Below are 16,957 nucleotides of genomic sequence, written 5' to 3' on the forward strand. Positions count from 1 at the left end.
GCTAGTTCCCGGACGGGGTGCCAGAGGTGCGGGACCCGGAGTGGCCCGGGGTCGGCGGGGCCCATGTGGGCTTGGCTGTTGCCTCGGCCGGGTCGGGTTCGGCGAGGGTGAGTCCCCAGGAGTCGTCCTCTCCTATGCGGGCCTCGATCTCCTTGATCTGGCCGCTCTTGGCGAAGTAGAGGACCACGACCTGCCGTACGGAGCCCTCGTCGTAGAAGTCCGCTGTCACGTCTGCCTTGGCGGCGGCGCCGAAGGCTTTGACCCAGTTGCGGGCCGTGGCGTCGGCGTGCGTGTCGTCGACGGCGAGCGCGGCCAGTGCGTCGACGTCGCCGTCGGCGAGCCGCCACACGGCCTTCTGCACCGTCTCGAGACTTCCCGTTGAGGGATAGCCGACGACCCGCAGCGGCCGGTGATTGCTGTAGTCCGTCTGGTACGTCAGGGACTCGTCGTTTGACGTGCAGCCCGTCAGGAGTCCGAACGTGGCGGCGGCCAGTGCGAAGCGGGTGAGTCTTGTCTTGCGTGTCATGGTCAGGACCTCGTGATCTTGCCAAAAAGGTAGTATTGCTGCCACCATGCGCGGTCGTCCTTGCGCCCGCCGTAGCGGTCTTTGCGGCGAGGGCCGATCGCACACGGAGGCCCGCCGGCGCCGAGCACGGAGGTCTCCTTCCCGGCCGATTCTGCACGATCAGCCCTGATTGATCGCCTGGGCGGTCGAGTCCCGGTCATCAGGCCTGGGCCGGTGCGCTCCCGCTGGGTGCGTCCTCGACGCGTGTGGCCCGGGCTCGCCGGAGCGCTCGCCTCAGCCCCGCCAGCGCGGTGGCGGTTCCGGCTCCGACGGGAGCTAGCGGCCAGTACGCGATGGTGTTCCCGAAAACCGCGCACCCCATGAGCACGAAGCTCACCGCCATCCCGACGAGGAACCCGAACGCCCAGGGCACGGCCCGCTCCTGACGCTCCAGCCGTACCCGGCCGTCGAGGCCTGCCAGGTACGCGGCGGCAGCCAGGGCGAGGGCGATCAGATAACCCGTGATCAGCGGGTAGAGCATGAACAGTGCCATGTCCCACCCCCCGGGGTACCAGCCGAGCCACACGTCACGCCCGTCGATCTCCACGACCCGCCCATGCCACAGGCCCGCCTGGACCCGCTGCCCCTCCTGGAGGCCGTTCGCAGAATCGTCCGGGACGCCGCTCACCGTCTTCGTCTCGTCGCCGATGCGCAGTTCGATCGTGTACTTGGTGGTGACGTTCCAGTCGCCGCTGCCGCCGTCCTGGCCTCCGCCGTCTCTCCCACTCGTCGAGTGGGACGTCAGCTTCGTAATGGTGGCCCCGGCCGTGTGCAGCGTTCCGTTCGACTGTGCGTGCGCGACGCCCGTCTCCTCGTAGGTACGCATGGCGAGCAGCAGGATCAGGGCAGCCATGACCAGGCGGAACACCCAGCGCAGTGCATGGCCGCGCATTGTCCTGGGCCGCCTCGTGCCCGGTCTCGTCCGCGACGCCGTGTCCCCGGTCTGCTCCTGCATCATCGGACCCCCTCGCCCTTCGGTCGGGAACAGACGAAAGCCGTCCCACCGGATCACACGCCGCACAACTGACCATGGTTGCGGTCGGCCACCCGGCCGTGACCAGCCGTCCTTGGCCGCCGTCCTGCCGTGGTACCGATCAGCACGGTGCCCGGCGCCCGGGGCTCGTCGTGGCGCTGTCCCGGGGAACGTCCGTCGAGTCGTCGATCACTGTCGCGCGCAACGTGCGCAGTCCTCAGCGGATGGCCAGGGAGCGGGATGCACGACGAAGGCGCAGGCTTGAGCAGGGTCCCCCACATCAAGTGGATCAGTCGGAACCATTCCGGTGGGGCGCCCCACCAAGTTGGCAAACCGCGGAAACTGCGTGGCATCCCATGAGGGGCCTCGGTCATGATGTGCGGCGGTGTTGTCCATACAGAGGCGGTTGCCACGTTGACGCTGTTCCCGGCCACGCAGGCCATACTCGACCGATGCGCCCGCGATGACGCCTCGGAGGTGGCGTGGCAGTGGGAGTCCATGGCCGCCGAGGCCGTGCTCCGGCACGGCGGCTCAGCCGATGCGGAGGCGCTCCTGCCGCTGTTTCTGTCGGCGCCCTCCTCGCACAAGGCGCTGATGCCAGTCTTTGCCCGTCACGGCGACCGGCGGCTGGCCGCACGCCTGTTGGAGGCGACGGTCGAGGGAGGCCGGCTGCGCGAGGACGTACCGTCCGACGTGCTCCACGCCGTGGGCCGCCTGGGGTACACCCCGGCCACGTCCCTGCTGTGGGAGCACGTCGACGGCTTGCACGACGTGTCGAAGGACGCGTGCCTTGGCCTGCTGCACCTGCCGTGCGAGGAGCTGCGGGGCGTGATCGCCGAGGCTCTGGAGAAGCACGAAGGGGCCGCGCTGTTCCCCGAGTTCCTGCCCGTCCTCGCCCCGAAGTCCGAAGACCCGGCATGGCTGGAGCGGCTCGTCGCATGGGGTGAGAACCGCGCCTCGGTCGACTGCAACGGCGGCCTGATCCTGGGGATCTCCCTGCACGGCGGTCCTGCGCGCGCCGCTTTCACGCGGCTGTTGTGGGACGCCCGCTGGGAGGCCTGCGGCACCGGCACCGGATCGGCGCTGTGGACGTACGCGGGTACACGCGTACTGGGCCTCGGCCTGCCGCAGTTGTACGCCGACCTGCGGGCACGGTTGCATGCCTGCGCGGACCCGGATGTCCAGCGGGACGCCCTGCGGTCGTTCATCACGCTGCTGCAGCTTCGGTGCGCACATGTCTGGACCGGCGTTGGGGCTGCCGAGGTCCACCCGGAGAGCTTCGACGCGCTGTACAGCGCACTGTTCACCCCGACGGCCGACGACAGTGACACGCTCACCGAGCTCGCCGACCGCGTCTTCGGCAGTGACGATCCCCTGTCGGACGAGGTCCTCCACCTGGAGGCCGCCCTGCGTACCGCGGCGGCACACGAGTGGGCGTTGCGCGCGGCCGCCTCACGCTGACAGACAGACACCGGACGCGGGTGATTCCCGTCGGGGACGGGTGTGCCCGCCACTGGTTCCCGCTCCGCAGGCCAGCGGCCGCCGTGCGGGCCCGACACCGCGGGCCCGACACCAATGAGCAACCTTCGGTTGCGATAGGCGCCGGCGTCGCCTATCGTGATAGGCAACCAAAGGTTGCGAAAGGTGGCTGCGGACATGGAGTACGGAGCATCGAGCGCGAGTTGTACGTCGACGCCCCGCCCCAAGTGGTGTTCGACGTACTCACCGACCCTGAGCACATCCGGGACTGGTGGAGCGCGGAGAGCGACTTCGAGGCGGCCCCCGGCAGGTGACGGGACCACGCTCCGCTTCCGCGAGAGCGGGTACCGCGAACGCGGCTGGGAGGCCGCCGTGCTCGAGGCGCACTACAACGACCACCGGCAGGGCTGGGACTTCCATCTGCCCTGCCTGGCGGCAACCGCCAGGCAGGCGGCGGGCGCGCGATGAACACCGGCGTCGACGACGGTCTGTGGTCGGCGATCGGCGACCCGACCCGGCGCCGCATGATCGACCTGCTGCTGGCCGAGGGGCAGGGCACCGCGACAACCCTCAGCGCCCGTCTGCCCGTCACCAGGCAGGCCGTGACCAAGCAGGCCGTGCTCGACCGGGCCGGACTCGTCCGGTCCACGGCGGCCGGCCGGGAGCGGCGCTACCACGTCGACGAGGCACAACTGGCGCGCGCCGTGGCCCAGTTGCAGTCGGTGGGCGCGCTGTGGGACGCCCGGCTGCAGCGCGTCAAGAACATTGCCGAGGCGATCCAACGAGCCAAGAACGAGAAAAAGTAACGAGCCGAGAACGCGAAGAAGCGAGGAGATCGAGATGGCGGACATCCTGCACCGGGTCGGCACCACGGCGGCCCGGGAGACGGTCTATCAGGCACTCACCACGGTCGACGGTCTGGCCGCTTGGTGGACGACCGACACCGAGGGCAGCGGCGACGACGTACTGCAGTTCCGCTTCGGCGACGTCGGCGGCTTCGACATGAAGGTCCTCGAACTCCAGCCGGACACCCGAGTGCGGTGGGAGGTCGTCAGCGGTCCCGAAGAATGGGTCGGCACCACGGTGACCTTCGACCTCAAGCAGGAAGGCGAGTGGACGATCGTCCTGTTCGCGCACGAAGGATGGCGCGAGCAGGTGGAGTTCATGAACCACTGCACCACCAAGTGGGCACTGTTCCTGATGAGCCTGAAATCCCTGGTGGAGACGGGCACCGGTGCACCGCACCCGCACGACGTGCGGATCAGTAACTGGCACTGACCCCGTCCGCGGGCGGCTGTCGCCCCGGCACGCTCGCGCGATCATCGCGGCCATGGGCGTGCACCCGGGTCGAGACGGCTCCGGGCGAGCCCGGGGCCGTCCGGCCGACCGGCAGCAACTACCCGCTGCGCGATCTGGTCCACACGCGACTCGACGCCGCCGCGGAAGCCGTACGCGCCGGTGAGCGGCACCTGACTCCCGTCACAGAGGTGTGCGACGGGAAACTCCAACAGGATGGACGTCGCCGGGCACACGCTCAGTGATCGAATTCCGCCAGGGACGGTGACCCTTCATCGCGATGGGCCTGTCGCTGACGGTGCGGCGGTACGCCCGGACGTCACGGTTGGCGGGAGGGGTTCGGCAGAACTCAGAGGGCTTTTGGCGGTGCGGTGGGTCGTCTGGAACTGATGCCCGATGGAACGGCGGCTGTGGCCGGCCTCCAGCAGCGCGTGGACCGTGGCGTGCCTGGCTCGGACACGGTTGGCGAACCGTTCGCTCCGCCAATGAGAGCCCGCCTTCTCCTCGGGAGGCGCTGGTTCGTCGGCCTTTCCCCCGCGATCAGGGACCAGGACGCGAAGGCACTGGCGGTGGCGGGCGACAGCCCGCTCAACGGCCTGGCCGAGGTCGTGCCACAAACAGTTGGCGATCTTGAGTGGCGCGGATGTTCATCAGAGAGGACGACGTCGCCGCCCGGCAGTAAGGGCGATCGTCGCACTGAAAACTGATGGGCCGAAGGTCACTCCGTCGGCATACTGAGGCGGCTGTCCCGTCGCCGAAGGAGACGTGTCCATGGAGGTGCCAGAGTTCACCGTGCTGGTGACCGAATCCGGGAACGGAGGACACAAAGCCCTGCAGGCGATCGGAGCGGTGACCGGACTGAGCCTGTGGCGTAGCAAGCTTCTTCTGGACAGTGCCCCTGCGGCGGTTGTGGAGAAGGTCCCGCTCGACACGGCCGTCGTCGCGGCCCGGCGACTGCAGGAGGCCGGCGTGTCCGCAGCCGTCCGCTGCACCTGGTGCGACAGGACAGTGCCCCACGACGAGACGCCGCTCGACCCAGGCCCCTGCGCATCCCGCTACTGGCCGACCGCCCATTGCCGAGCGAACTCCCTGACCAGCTGTGCTTGCGAGTTCTGCAGCACCTATGGACCCACCGGCCTCACCCCGGAACTCGCGCAAGGTCGGCAAAGCTCCTCATCCGTTGAGCACCAAACCGACTGAGGCGACGAGCCGTTCGACGACTTCTGCAACGCTGACGATCCCGCTCCGTGGCTGGGCAAGAGACTCCGGACGGAGGCGGAGGTCACACTCATGAAGGAGCTGGGCAGAGCCTATTCGGCGGTGCAGGAGTCTGTGGGCCGCAGCGCCCCGGATGAGGGCTATCTCAAAGCCGAGGAATGGGGCTCCGTGATCGCCATCGCGGCCAGACCGGCTCAGGTGATGGTGACCAATGACCTTCAAGCTGCGTCCCTCGTTCAGGAGCAGCGTCAGCGCTCCTGAACGAAAGCCGTGCCGCGGGGATACTGACGGCTGGGTGAGCATGCGCGTTTGTAGGAGCTCGAACGGCGGGCGAGGGGATCGGGCGGCAGGTCGTCCGGTCCGCCCAGCCGCACCATGCGGTCGATGTCCTCCTGCACAAATGCATCGGTCCGAATGCGCGGCGGGCGTACCGCGATCCTGAGGCCCGGATCCTGACCGGGCCGACGACCTCGCGGTCTCCGTTACCCCGCCCGTCTGGCACCGGTCCCTCGGTCGACGCAACCGTGCCGGCCGGACCTGCTGCTCCCGGTGCGGCCGCTGGGCCGTCCAGGCGTCGGCGTTTCACCAGCCGTGAGATTCCGACACGAAGTTCGGCCAAGGCGAGCAGGGCGGGCGCCACTGTCGCGACCGTCCTGATCGGGACCGGCCTTATCCGGATCGGTCTGCCGGCCCACTCGCCACAGGGATCCCCGGCCGCTGCCCCGGCACCGTCCTGCCCGCCCCCGCCCGGCAGTCGCTGAACCGCAGCATGCGTTCCGGCGACCGGGTGCCGGAAGGTTCAGGCGAGGGCGGCGGCCATCAGGGTGAAGGCGGCGATGATGACGGCGACGCGGACGTAGTGGAAGCGGTCCCAGTGGTTCATCTGCTGCTTCCAGTCGGCGGGGAGGCCGTCGGCGGTCCACGTCTTGACCCGGTTGTTGATCGGGACGAGCAACAGGATCGACATGACCACGCTGAGGATCAGCAGCGCGGCGGCGGTGACGACGAGGCCGGCGCCGTGGTGGTCCCATCCGGCGATGGCCCAGACCACGCTGAGGGCGAGTGAGCCGATGTACCAGAACGGCATCACGGCGCCGAGCAGCCGGGCCCCGTGGATGCGGCCGCGCAGGCCGTTGTCGCCGGGGAGGCCGTTGAGGATCGGGTTGACGAAGAAGGCGACGGAGAACTCCACCCCCACCATCACGCCGACGGCCACGGTGGTGAAGACCTCGAGTGCGTTGAGCATGATGACCCCTCCTGCAATCTAGCGTTGCTAGGTGATGAGGCAACGCTAGTACTGCTGCCGCTCGATTGTCTAGCAGTGCTAGGATCGAATCATGTCGGTACAGGAACGCAAGGAGCGCGAACGGGCGGGCCGCGAGCGCCTCATCGTGGCGACGGCCCGCGAACTCGCCGAGCAGCAGGGCTGGGACGCGGTCACCACCCGCCGGCTCGCCGAGCGCATCGAGTACAGCCAGCCCGTCCTCTACAGTCATTTCCGCGGCAAGCGCGAGATCATCGGCGCCGTCGCCCTCGAGGGCGCGGCCGAGATGGCCGCGGCCCTGCGTGCCGCGGCCTCCGCCGCGGACGGCCCGCGCGCCCGGGTCACCGCCCTCGCCCGCGCCTACCTCGACTTCGCCGAACGCAATCCGGCGGTCTACGACGCCATGTTCCAGCTCGACGGCGGCCTGGCGTTCGCGCACGAGGACACCCCGGCGCCTCTGAAGGACGCCTTCGCCGCTCTGCTGGAGAGCCTCGGCGAGGTCGCCGGGGACGGCGTCCACCCGGCACTGTTCACCGAGGTGTTCTGGGCGGCCCTGCACGGGCTGGCGACCCTGACCCGGGCGGGACGGCTGCCGCCGGGGGACGCCGAGCGGAGGGTGGAACTGCTGGTGGACCGGCTCGCCATGACCTGACGCACCGTCCGGGCCGGCGGGGTCTTCCCGGCCCGGACGCCCGCCCATGGCATCTCTCCGCCGAGAGGTCGGCGCGGTTGCGTGTCGCCGGATGACGTGCAGCATCCGCCCCGGCCTGTATGCGCCGCTGCTCACGCTGAGGAAGCCTTGGTGCCCAGCCGTATCCAGCCGGGTGCAGGCCGGCGATCCCGTCGCGTAGGCCCGCTTCCGCCGAGAACTGCGGCTCTCCAGGCAGGTGACAGGGCCTGGTGTTCTCCTCTGTCTGTGCCGGTGGGAGTGTTTCCTGGGGCGGGCGTGGTGCGGTGGCTGTGCGGCCCGATCCAGGTTGGACGCACGCGGGCGGCATGTCATCGCTCGTCGGAGGAAACGCCGGGACCTGTTCCTCCGCAGGTGCACCGATCGGCCGAGGTGGAGGCTGCCCCTGCGGCGGGGTCAGTCCGCCAGCCGTAGCCCGAAGGTGTCGGCCAGGCCGTCGGCGCCGTCCTCGGTCACATGGACGACCCGGGGGCTGGAGCCGTAGCGCAGCCAGCGCAGTGCGAAGAGCCGGGCGGTCAGCGCCGCGCCCAGCGCGCCGGCGAGGTGATGGCGCTGCTCGCTCCAGTCCACGCAGTAGCGGATCAGGGGGCGGCGGGCCGGCAGCCGGGTCAGGTCGACACCGAACCGGTCCAGTCTTTCCCGGCCGGTCTCGGTGAGCTGGTAGTCGATGTCGTGTCCGTATCCGGTCGCGCCGTCGCGCACCGCCTCGTCGGGCCGGTGGGTGCCGTCGTGTCCGGCGAGCAGGCCGCCCTTGAGGAGGGATTCCAGCAGGCCCACGCCCAGTTGGCCGGCGAGATGGTCGTAACAGGTGCGGGAGCGGCGCAGGGCGCCGGCGGTGCTGCTCTGGCGCAGTGAGGTGACCGGGAGGGGCGGTGCGATGACGGCCAGGGCCTCCAGGGCGAGGCAGATGTCGGGGTTGGCCAGGTGGTAGTAGCGGCACCGGCCCGCGCTTTCCATGGTGACCATGCGTGCCTCGACGAGCTTGCCCAGGTGGGCGCTCGCCGTCGCGGGGCTCACGCCGGCCTCGGCGGCGAGCAGGCCGGCGGACAGGGCGCGGCCGTCGCTGAGCGCCTTCAGCATCCGGGCGCGGGAGGGGTCGGCGATCAGGGCTGCTGCCCTGGCGATGTCGGGCTGGTGGTGTATCTGGTCTTGGTGTCGACCGGTCGTCGTCCTGGTCATTCGGCCAGCGTAATGCGGCAACACTTCGACGGTTGACGAAATGTTGGAGCCCGAGACTGATCACATGACCTCCGCGGATTCCTCTCTTTCCCCCTCGCGCCCATCGGCCGCCTCCGCCGGGGCGCCGCCGGGGCGGCCGTCCCTCTCGCGGCCGTCCCTCTCGCTGCCGCCGCTCATCGCCTTGAGCCTGGGCTACTTCCTGGTGATGCTCGACGTCACGGTCGTGAACGTGGCTGTCCCCTCGATCCAGGACTCGCTGCACGCCGGTCCGTCGGCCATTCAGTGGATCGTCGACGGCTACAGCGCCTTCTTCGCCGGACTGCTGCTGCTCGGCGGCGGACTCGGGGACCGTTTCGGGCACCGCACGCTGTTCCTGACGGGGCTGGGGGTCTTCGCGGCCGCGTCGGCGGGCTGCGGGGTGGCGTCCTCGGCGCAGGTCCTGATCGCGGCCCGGCTGGCTCAGGGTGCCGGGGCCGCGCTGCTGGTCCCCGCGTCGTTCGCCCTGCTGCAGGCCGCCTATCCCGCCCGGGCCCAGCGTGCCCGGGCGGTGGGCTACTGGGGGCTCGTCTCGGCCGTCGCCTTCGGTGCCGGACCCGCGGTCGGCGGGCTGCTGGTGTCGGGCTTCGACTGGCGTTCGGTGTTCTGGGTGAACCTGCCGGTGGCTGCGGTGGCGGTGTTGCTGACCCTGCGTCATGTCCCGGCTCCCGGCCGGCCGGCCCGGCCGGGCCGGATGGACCCGGCCGGTCTGGTGCTCGGCGTGGTCGGTCTGCTCGGGGTGGCCGGTGCGCTCAACGAGGCGGTGAGCACGGGGTGGTCGTCGCCGGAGGTACTGACGCTGTTCGCGGGGGGTGTCGTGTCCCTGACCGTCTTCGTCGCCGTCGAACTGCGTCTGGAGAAGGGTGCGGTGCTGCGGCCGGAGGGCAGGCGGCCGCTGCTGCCGCTGTCGCTCTTCCGTGAGATCCGGCTCACCGCGACGAACCTCATCGGGCTGCTGCTCAGCTTCGGCTACTACGGGATGCTCTTCGTGGCCACGCTGTACTTCCAGCAGGAGCGTCAGCTCAGCCCGCTGAGCACCGGGTTCGCCCTGCTCCCGTCGGTCTGCATGGGCTTCCTCGCGGCACCGCTGTCCAGCCGCCTGACCGCCCGCAGCGGTCCGTATCTGCCCATGGCCGGCGCGCTGATGCTCGGGAGCGCCGGTTTCCTGGGCTGGCTGGCGGCCGGCCCCGGCACCCCCTACCCCGTGCTGCTGTTCGCGCTCATGGCGACGGGCCTGGCGACGCCCGTCACCGTCGTGGCCGCCACCGTGGCGGTCATGGAGGCGAGTCCGGTGGACAAGGCCGGTGTGGCGTCGGCGGTGTTCAACGTGTCCCGTCAGGTGGGCAGCGCCATGGGTGTGGCCCTCTTCGGCACTCTCCTCGGCGCGGCGGGCGGCATGATCGGCGGGCTGCACGCGGCGGCGGTCATCGCCTCGGCGGCGTTCCTGCTGGCGTCGGTGCTGGCCGCGGCCACCGGGTGGCGCCGGGCCGAGGCCGCCCGAGCCCGCTGAGGCCGCCGGAACCTCCCGGGCACCGGGCCCGACGGTTCGCCTGTGGCAGGACGGCTGGCATGGAGCTCGTTTCGGGGTTCGGCGCCGGCTTCGTCAGGTTCGGTGACCGGCGTGTGCCCAGGGGTGTCCGGCGTGAACGGGAGGCGGGGCGGGGATGCGGAACTCCGCGCCAGGTGTTCTTCGGCGTCGGTCGCCGGCACCGTGTCACCGGCCGAGGTCACGGCCGGAGGTGACGCCGGGCGCCGGCCCGCGCCCCCGTACCGGTGCCGGTGCCGGTGCCGGTGCCGGTGCCGGTGCCGGTGCCGGTGCCGTTGGGGCCGTCAGCTGTTCTGCCGGGTGCTCCGGCGGCCCTGGCCGGGGAGGCGCAGGAGTGCCGCGCCGACCGCCACCGGCCCCGAAGGCGCGTACGGGTGGGTAGCCGGACCAGCGCCGCTGCTACGTGACCGGAACGCTGGAAGCGTCGCGGGTCGCGGAGCTGCAGCGGCTGGTGATGGGGATACGAACCTGGCGCGGGCCTGGAGCCTGGGGACCCGGCACCCGCGCCCGCCGGACTACGGGCGCGGGTGCCGGGGTGTGCCGCGAGGTGCCTGGGCACTGCACCGGCGTCCGCCCGGTTGCAGACGCTAGCTCACGCCGCATTCCGCTCAGCTCGTGAAGGTGAAGTACTTCCACGCGCCCTGCGTCGTCGAGTTCACGGTCCATCAGCTCATTCCGGGCGATCCGCTGGTCCGCCGGTCCAGCAGCACCCGCTGCTCCGACCAGGCCGATCCGTTGAACGAGGACCACCAGATGTGGTCATCCGCACCCGTCCCGCGCCAGGCCATGTACAGCCAGCCGGCTCCCCTTCCCAGCGCCGGGTAGTTCGCGGCGACCCCGAGGAACTGCCCGAGGACATGTGGCGTGACCTGGACCGGGCGCCGCGGCAGCCGCTGTTCCTGTCCGCGCGGGCGCTGTTCCTCGCCTGGCGGCTGGACGAGGCGCGGGATGCCTACGTCCAGCTGCGCCCGCGCGGCTGGTGTATGACCAGCTTGCTCTGTTCCGGCCGTACCCAGGAGCGCTCGGCACGCCCACGGCCTACTTCTCCGGTACGGTCAGTCGCGAACTCGGCCGTCTCGCTCTGGTCGCCGGCCGCCCGGCAGAGGCCGAGGAGTTGTTACACGAAGCACTGGACCGCAACCGGGTCCTCGGCGCGCGACCGTATGTGGCGCTGACCTGCCTGGACCTCGCCGCCGTCCAGCGCAACCGGGGTGCCCTGGCGGAGGCTGCAGCCCTCGCCGGGGAGGCGCTGGCCATCGCTGATCAGCTCGACCAGCCCGGACCGTCCGCTGCTGCCAGGCTCCTCATCGACGAGACGTCGCGGGGCAGACACAGGGAAGGGTGAAACCGTTCCTGAGCTTGGGATCCAGGCTACCTGCCCTCTTATGGGACGAAGTTCTCGCCGAGGGCGTCGGTGCAGGAGCAGACGCAGATTTCGTTGCCCTGGCCGGTGCCGCTCCAGGCCTCGGTGCCGGTTCGCAGCGGCGGCGCGAGGCCGCATCTGGGTGCCGTGGCCTCGTGGATCCGGATGAAGGAACCGTCGCCGCTGTCGGCACAGTAGCTGACTGTTCTCCATCCGGCCGTGTGATCGTCGGGGTTCGAGAACAGGGGCCCGGTTCCGGTGAGTTGTTCAGCGTGGAGGCATGGAAGCAGGACGGTTCAGGCGGCCTCGCCGGTGGCTGTATTCGATCGGTTCTCGGTCCAAAGCGACCGCCTCTTTCCGGAGGCAATTCGGCGAGTGCGCTGCTCCCAGCCTTGCGCGGGCCGCGCCATGCCCCTTATAACCGTCCGTGCAGGCATCGGTGGGGATGGCTGGAAACGGCAGGTGCCGTCAACCAGGGGGGATCCTCAACTCCGCCGGGATCAACAGCAGCGTACGCAGACCCACGGAGACCCGAGGACATGACCGACAACGCCTTTCGCGATGCCATGACCCGCCTTGCCGTCGACCCGGCCTTCAGGGCCGAACTCGACGGTGACACCGCGGAGGTGGCCCGAAGACTGGGCCTGACGCCCGCGCAGGTCGGCGAACTCCGGGCCCTGCGGGTCGAGTCCGGAGCCGCCGGAGGACCAGCCTCACTCGACCCGCGCCTGTCCAAGTCGTCCCTGTTCTTCGGGAGCGCGGCACACGCATTGGCACACCACGACGTTCCGGATGTCCCCACCGCCCATGTGTCGGGGGATTCTGCCTCCGTCGACCACACGCCCGACCTGTCCTTTTCCGTCGACGGCCACGAGGGCACCGGCGGCTTCGACGTCTCTGCCACCGGCGCCCAGAGCCTGCTCGGCGGGGGCCTCGGCCAGGAGTCGCCGGTCGATGGGGGCGGCGGGTTCGGTGATTTCGGTGATTTCGGTGACCGTGGAGGGTTCGAGAACGAGGCCGGGACGGACGTCGGCGGGCTCGGGGGGCATGTCGACGGGGGTTCTGACGGCGGCATGGGTGACTTCGGCGGCTTCGGTGACGGCGGTGCCGGTGGCGGATTCGGCGGATTCGGTAACGGTGGATTCGGTGATGGCGGCTTCGGCGGCGGCTCTGGCGGCGGTATCGACGGCGGCTTCGGCGGCGGCTCTGGCGGCGGTATCGACGGCGGCTTCGGCGGCGGCTCTGGCGGCGGTATCGACGGCGGCTTCGGTGACGGCCTCGGCGGCAGTACCGACGGCGGATTCGGTGACGGCGGGTTCGAATCCGGTGGCGGGTTCGGTGACCTCGGGGGTCACGGGGGTGGCTTCGGTGGTGAGGGCGGCGACGCTGGCCACTTCGGGCACGGCGGCATCTACGACCGCGGCGAGGGTGGAGACGGCGGCGGAGACAGCGGCGGCAGTGATGGTGGCGGAGACAGCGGCGGCAGTGGTGGGGGCGACCAGGAGAACACCGGACGTCGGCCAGGCGGCGGTGAGGGCGGCGGCGGAACCGGTGACGGTGGCTCCGGTGGCGGTGAGGGCGGCGGCAGCGGCGGTTCCGGCGGAGGCGACGGCGGAGGCGACGGCGGAGGCGACGGCGGGGGTTCCGGCGGAGGCGGCGAAGAGGGTGGCGGGCACGGTCACGACGGCGGCTCCGGTAGCGGCGAAGGTGGCGGTGGCAGTGGCGACCAGGAGAACACCGGTCGGCGGCCAGGCGGCGGTGGTGGAGAACCCGGTGGCGGTGACGGCAGTGGTGACGGCAGTCAGGAGAACACCGGGCGACGACCCGGCGGCGGCGGGGAACCCGGCGGTGGCGACGGCGGGGGCGGTGGCCGCGCGGGCATCCTCGGTGGTGCCGAGCGCGTACGCGGCGGTGTGAGCGCCCCCGGCCTCGACAGCATCTCCACCCGCCTCTCGCCCTCCGCGCCCGACACCGACGGCGGCTTCTCCGGCGGAACGTCGCTCAGCGGCTCCGCGGGCTGAGCCGGCGCATGCTCTGCCACGCCTGCCGCGTCCACGTGCGGCGCGACTTCCCGTACTGCCTGCACTGCGGCACCCTGCGCCGCGGCGCGGCACCGACGTCGTACGCCGCGCCGCACCTGCGCGGCCTCGACGACCCCGCCCTGATCGTCCCGCTCCCCGGCCCGGTCACCACGCTGGGCCGGGGCGCGGACAGCGACGTCGTCCTGGCCGACGCCAGTGTGTCGCGCCGCCACGCCCGGATCGTCCGCACCGAGTCGGGTTTCCGCATCGAGGACCTGGACTCGTTCAACGGCACGGCCGTCGCGGGCGTCGACCTGCACGGCGGCGCCGCCCACCTCGCCGACGGCACCGAGCTGTCCGTCGGCGACGTACGCCTGGTGTTCGAACAGCCCCGCGAGGCCCACATCGGCCAGCGCACCCAGGTCGTCGGCACCCAGTTCACCCAACTCCCCACCGTCGCGCAGGAGGAGGCGGCACCGGAGGCGAACAGCCCGCTCACCGCGCGCCCGCGCCGCCGCTCCGGCTGGGCGCTCAAGCAGCTGCCCAGCGACCGCGGCGAGGCCCGCTGGGTGCTGAACAACACCCGCACCGGCAGGTACTTGGAGCTGGACGAGCGCGAGGTCTTCCTCTGGCACGCCGTCGACGGCGAGAACACCGTACGGGACCTGCTGTTCGCCTACGCCGACCGCTACGGCGAACTCGCCCTCCCGCGCATCGAGGCGGCGCTCGCCGCGTTCGCGGACGCGGGACTGCTGCGCGGCCTGCCCGGCCGCCCCGAGGAGGCGGAGCGGAGGGGATGGCGGCGCGCGGGACACGCCGTCTACCGGGCGCTGTTGAAGCTGGAGATCTCCTTTCCCGGCCTCGACCGGGCCGTCACCCGCCTCTACCAGGCCTTCGGCTGGCGGCTGTTCACCCGGACCGGCGTGACGCTGGTCTGGCTGTCGGTGGCCGGCGGGCTGGTCGCGTTCTTCGTCGCGCAGGATCGGCAGCATCTGCTGGACTTCGGCGGGGCGGGGGTGTGGGGCCCGGTGCTCCTGGCCGCCGGATACGTGTCCGCCCTGGTCGTCCACGAGTTGACACACGCGCTGGCCGTGGCGTCGTACGGCCGCAAGGTCCGGCGCGGCGGGTTCCTGCTCATGATGGGCATGCCGTTCGCGTTCGTGGACACCAGCGACATGTGGTTCGGCACCCGCTGGTCGCGCGTGGTCGTCGCGCTGTCCGGGCCGCTGTCGACGGCGGCGCTGGCCGGCTGGTGCTCGGCCGGCGCGGCCTTCCTGCCCGCCAAAGCGGTCTCGGCCGTCCTCTTCCACCTGGCTTTCGGGCTCTACATGAACACGCTCTACAACTTCAACCCCCTGATGCCGCTGGACGGTTACCAGGCCCTGACCGACGTGCTGCGGGTGCCGCGGCTGCGTGAGGAGGCGAGCGCGTACTTCCGCAAGGGCCTGTGGCAGGACCTGCGCGCGGGCAGCCGGCCCGGCCCGCGGCAGGCGGGCATGGCCGCGTACGGCCTCGCGGTCGTCGTCGGCACGTACGGCTTCCTCGTCCTGGCCCTGCTGGCCTGGCGCTCCCGGATCGGCGGCCTGCTGGAGGGGTGGCTGTCCCCGGCGTGGACCACGGTCGTCGAGGTCGTCGTGGTCGCTCTGGTGGCCTTCCCGGTGTGGTCCGCGCCGGTGCGATGGCTGGCCCGCCGGGTGCGGCGCCGGCGTGACGCGCGAGGTGCGGCACCGGCTGCGGCCGTGGGCGCGGCCGTGGAGGGAACGGCATGAGCGAGGACACCGGCAGACCCGGCCCGTGGGCCGTGTCCGGTTACGAAGAGGTGCGTACGCTCGGCGAGGGGGCCGGCGGGCTGGTCGTTCTGGCCCGGCACACCGCGACCGGGGTACCGGTGGCGGTCAAGTACCTCGGTGAACGCCTGCGCGGCGACCGGGAGTTCCTCGCCCGCTTCCGCGCGGAGGCCCGGCTGCTGGGCGAGTTGCGGCACCCGTGCGTGGTGCGGCTGTACGAGTACGTCGAGGCACGCGGCGGTGCCGCGATCGTGATGGAGGCGGTGGACGGCGTCAGCCTGCGCCAACTGCTGCGCCGGCATGGGGCGACCGGCCCCGAGGCCGCCCTGGTCCTGCTCAAGGGCTCGCTGCTGGGCCTCGGCGCGGCCCACGCGGCCGGGGTGGTCCACCGCGACTACAAGCCGGAGAACGTGCTGGTCCGCGCCGACGGCACGAGCGCGCTCGCCGACTTCGGGATCGCCGTACGCGCCGGACGCGAGACCGAGGCCGCCGGCACGCCCGCCTACATGGCGCCCGAGCAGTGGCAGGGCGAACCGGCGGGACCGGCCGGCGACGTGTACGCCGCGGCGGCGGTGTTCCACGAGTGCCTGACCGGGCGCCGCCCGTTCACCGGCGACGACGTTGCCGCGCTGCGTCTGCAGCACCTGCGGGCCCCCGTCCCGCTGGAGGACGTACCCGCTGCTGTACGGGGGCTGCTGCGCCGCGGGTTGGCCAAGGACCCGACCCGACGGCCGGACATCGAGGCCTTCCTGACCGATCTGGAACGGTCCGCCGTCGAGGGGTACGGCGCCGGCTGGGAGGAGCGCGGACGCCGCCGGCTCGCCGAACTCACCGCGTTGCTCGCCCTGTTGTTCCCGTTCACCGCGACAGCGACCCTCGAAGCTCCGGCTCAGGCCCTGACGCTGCTCGGCCGGGTGAAGCGGAGCGGATGGAAGGCCGCCGTCGGGGCGGCCGCGCTGGCGTTCGTGGCGGGCGGGGTGACGTCCGTGGCGGCTCGTCCGCACGACACGTCGACGACGGCGGCCAGTTCGGTTCCCTCGGACATCAACTCGCCGACCCTGACGGTCTCTTCACCGTCCGTGTCCGCGACCGGCGCCTCCCCCGCGGCCGGCACCACCCCGACCACGATCCCCTCCGGCAGCCCGACGCCCTCCCTCACCCCCACGGTGAGCGCCGCCCCGCCGGCAAAGTCCCCCACGCCGACGACCGCGAGCCCGGCCGCGCCCGGCACGGTCACGATCGGCATCGGCTCCTGGCAGCGGGGGCAGAGCCCCGGCACGCTGGTCGCCGCCGTCACCGTGGACACGACTGGCACCGGGCCCGTGACCGTCACGGCCGACTACTACGTGGACACGCCCGCCGATCCCTACGGCCATCGGACCCAGGAGCTGTCCGGCAGCACGCACTACCCCGTGACCTTCGTGGCCGACTTCGCCAACCACCCGTGCCGGGGCACCTGGACGGTCACGCTCACCAGCACTCCGGCGGCCGCGAACGGACCGCAGACGGCCACCCTGGACGCGCCGCCGTGCTGAGCGCCGT

17 protein-coding genes and 1 pseudogene are annotated in these 16,957 nt (G+C 71.5%); 13 read left to right on the top strand and 5 right to left on the bottom strand.

All coding sequences use genetic code 11. The features are described 5' to 3' along the window. Position 1: 1 nt before the first annotated feature. Complete coding sequence (locus tag OG485_RS01610) at positions 2 to 526, bottom strand: hypothetical protein (RefSeq protein WP_328663672.1); 525 nt, start codon at positions 524 to 526, stop codon at positions 2 to 4. A gap of 199 nt (positions 527 to 725) precedes the next feature. Continuing rightward, complete coding sequence (locus tag OG485_RS01615; protein WP_328663674.1) at positions 726 to 1,457, bottom strand: hypothetical protein; 732 nt, start codon at positions 1,455 to 1,457, stop codon at positions 726 to 728. A gap of 495 nt (positions 1,458 to 1,952) precedes the next feature. On the opposite strand from OG485_RS01615, the gene OG485_RS01620 reads away from it, so the two are divergent. From OG485_RS01620 to OG485_RS01645, 6 genes and pseudogenes are all read left to right on the top strand, one after another. Further along, entirely contained in the window at positions 1,953 to 2,999 is a 1,047-nt protein-coding gene (locus tag OG485_RS01620; protein ID WP_328663676.1) for a hypothetical protein, read from the top strand. A 221-nt stretch (positions 3,000 to 3,220) separates the two neighbouring features. Continuing rightward, complete coding sequence (locus OG485_RS01625; protein ID WP_328663678.1) at positions 3,221 to 3,331, top strand: SRPBCC domain-containing protein; 111 nt, start codon at positions 3,221 to 3,223, stop codon at positions 3,329 to 3,331. 150 nt (positions 3,332 to 3,481) lie between these two features. Then, positions 3,482 to 3,823, top strand: a complete 342-nt coding sequence (locus tag OG485_RS01630) for an ArsR/SmtB family transcription factor (RefSeq protein ID WP_328663680.1) — start codon at positions 3,482 to 3,484, stop codon at positions 3,821 to 3,823. Between the two features lie 34 nt (positions 3,824 to 3,857). After that, positions 3,858 to 4,295, top strand: a complete 438-nt coding sequence (locus OG485_RS01635) for an SRPBCC family protein (protein WP_328663682.1) — start codon at positions 3,858 to 3,860, stop codon at positions 4,293 to 4,295. A 789-nt stretch (positions 4,296 to 5,084) separates the two neighbouring features. Then, the gene (locus OG485_RS01640) at positions 5,085 to 5,513 is read left to right on the top strand and encodes a ribosomal protein L7/L12 (RefSeq protein ID WP_328663684.1); all 429 of its coding nucleotides are present in this window, start codon (positions 5,085 to 5,087) and stop codon (positions 5,511 to 5,513) included. A gap of 24 nt (positions 5,514 to 5,537) precedes the next feature. Then, a pseudogene (locus OG485_RS01645) lies at positions 5,538 to 5,792 on the top strand (SCO4402 family protein); the annotation flags it as partial. A 538-nt stretch (positions 5,793 to 6,330) separates the two neighbouring features. Here OG485_RS01645 and OG485_RS01650 read toward each other — a convergent pair. Next, entirely contained in the window at positions 6,331 to 6,777 is a 447-nt protein-coding gene (locus tag OG485_RS01650; protein WP_328663689.1) for a DUF1772 domain-containing protein, read from the bottom strand. Positions 6,778 to 6,868: 91 nt separating this feature from the next. Here OG485_RS01650 and OG485_RS01655 point away from each other — a divergent pair, with 91 nt between their 5' ends. Then, a complete protein-coding gene (locus tag OG485_RS01655) occupies positions 6,869 to 7,447 on the top strand; it encodes a TetR/AcrR family transcriptional regulator (RefSeq protein WP_328663690.1) in 579 nt (192 codons plus the stop codon). Between the two features lie 432 nt (positions 7,448 to 7,879). On the opposite strand, the gene OG485_RS01660 is transcribed toward OG485_RS01655, so the two are convergent. After that, positions 7,880 to 8,662, bottom strand: a complete 783-nt coding sequence (locus OG485_RS01660) for an ArsR/SmtB family transcription factor (RefSeq protein ID WP_328663692.1) — start codon at positions 8,660 to 8,662, stop codon at positions 7,880 to 7,882. A gap of 64 nt (positions 8,663 to 8,726) precedes the next feature. On the opposite strand from OG485_RS01660, the gene OG485_RS01665 reads away from it, so the two are divergent. The 3 genes from OG485_RS01665 to OG485_RS01675 all read left to right on the top strand — a co-directional run bounded on the left by OG485_RS01665 (position 8,727) and on the right by OG485_RS01675 (position 11,589). Continuing rightward, the gene (locus OG485_RS01665) at positions 8,727 to 10,208 is read left to right on the top strand and encodes an MFS transporter (RefSeq protein WP_328663693.1); all 1,482 of its coding nucleotides are present in this window, start codon (positions 8,727 to 8,729) and stop codon (positions 10,206 to 10,208) included. A gap of 651 nt (positions 10,209 to 10,859) precedes the next feature. Beyond that, entirely contained in the window at positions 10,860 to 11,069 is a 210-nt protein-coding gene (locus OG485_RS01670; RefSeq protein ID WP_328663695.1) for a hypothetical protein, read from the top strand. A 154-nt stretch (positions 11,070 to 11,223) separates the two neighbouring features. After that, positions 11,224 to 11,589 (top strand): tetratricopeptide repeat protein, encoded by a 366-nt coding sequence (locus tag OG485_RS01675; protein ID WP_328663696.1) that lies wholly within the window; start codon positions 11,224 to 11,226, stop codon positions 11,587 to 11,589. 731 nt (positions 11,590 to 12,320) lie between these two features. Here OG485_RS01675 and OG485_RS01680 read toward each other — a convergent pair. Beyond that, a complete protein-coding gene (locus tag OG485_RS01680) occupies positions 12,321 to 13,289 on the bottom strand; it encodes a hypothetical protein (RefSeq protein WP_328663698.1) in 969 nt (322 codons plus the stop codon). Positions 13,290 to 13,326: 37 nt separating this feature from the next. Between OG485_RS01680 and OG485_RS01685 the strand changes: the two genes are divergently transcribed. The 3 genes from OG485_RS01685 to OG485_RS01695 all read left to right on the top strand — a co-directional run bounded on the left by OG485_RS01685 (position 13,327) and on the right by OG485_RS01695 (position 16,950). Beyond that, positions 13,327 to 13,524, top strand: a complete 198-nt coding sequence (locus OG485_RS01685; protein WP_328663700.1) for a hypothetical protein — start codon at positions 13,327 to 13,329, stop codon at positions 13,522 to 13,524. A 112-nt stretch (positions 13,525 to 13,636) separates the two neighbouring features. Further along, positions 13,637 to 15,397 (top strand): FHA domain-containing protein, encoded by a 1,761-nt coding sequence (locus OG485_RS01690; RefSeq protein ID WP_328663702.1) that lies wholly within the window; start codon positions 13,637 to 13,639, stop codon positions 15,395 to 15,397. Further along, positions 15,394 to 16,950, top strand: a complete 1,557-nt coding sequence (locus OG485_RS01695) for a serine/threonine-protein kinase (RefSeq protein WP_328663704.1) — start codon at positions 15,394 to 15,396, stop codon at positions 16,948 to 16,950. The genes OG485_RS01690 and OG485_RS01695 overlap by 4 nt, the downstream gene beginning before the upstream one ends. Positions 16,951 to 16,957: the final 7 nt, after the last annotated feature.

The organism is Streptomyces sp. NBC_00328 (genome assembly GCF_036139655.1).
In the GTDB taxonomy this organism is placed as follows: domain Bacteria; phylum Actinomycetota; class Actinomycetes; order Streptomycetales; family Streptomycetaceae; genus Streptomyces.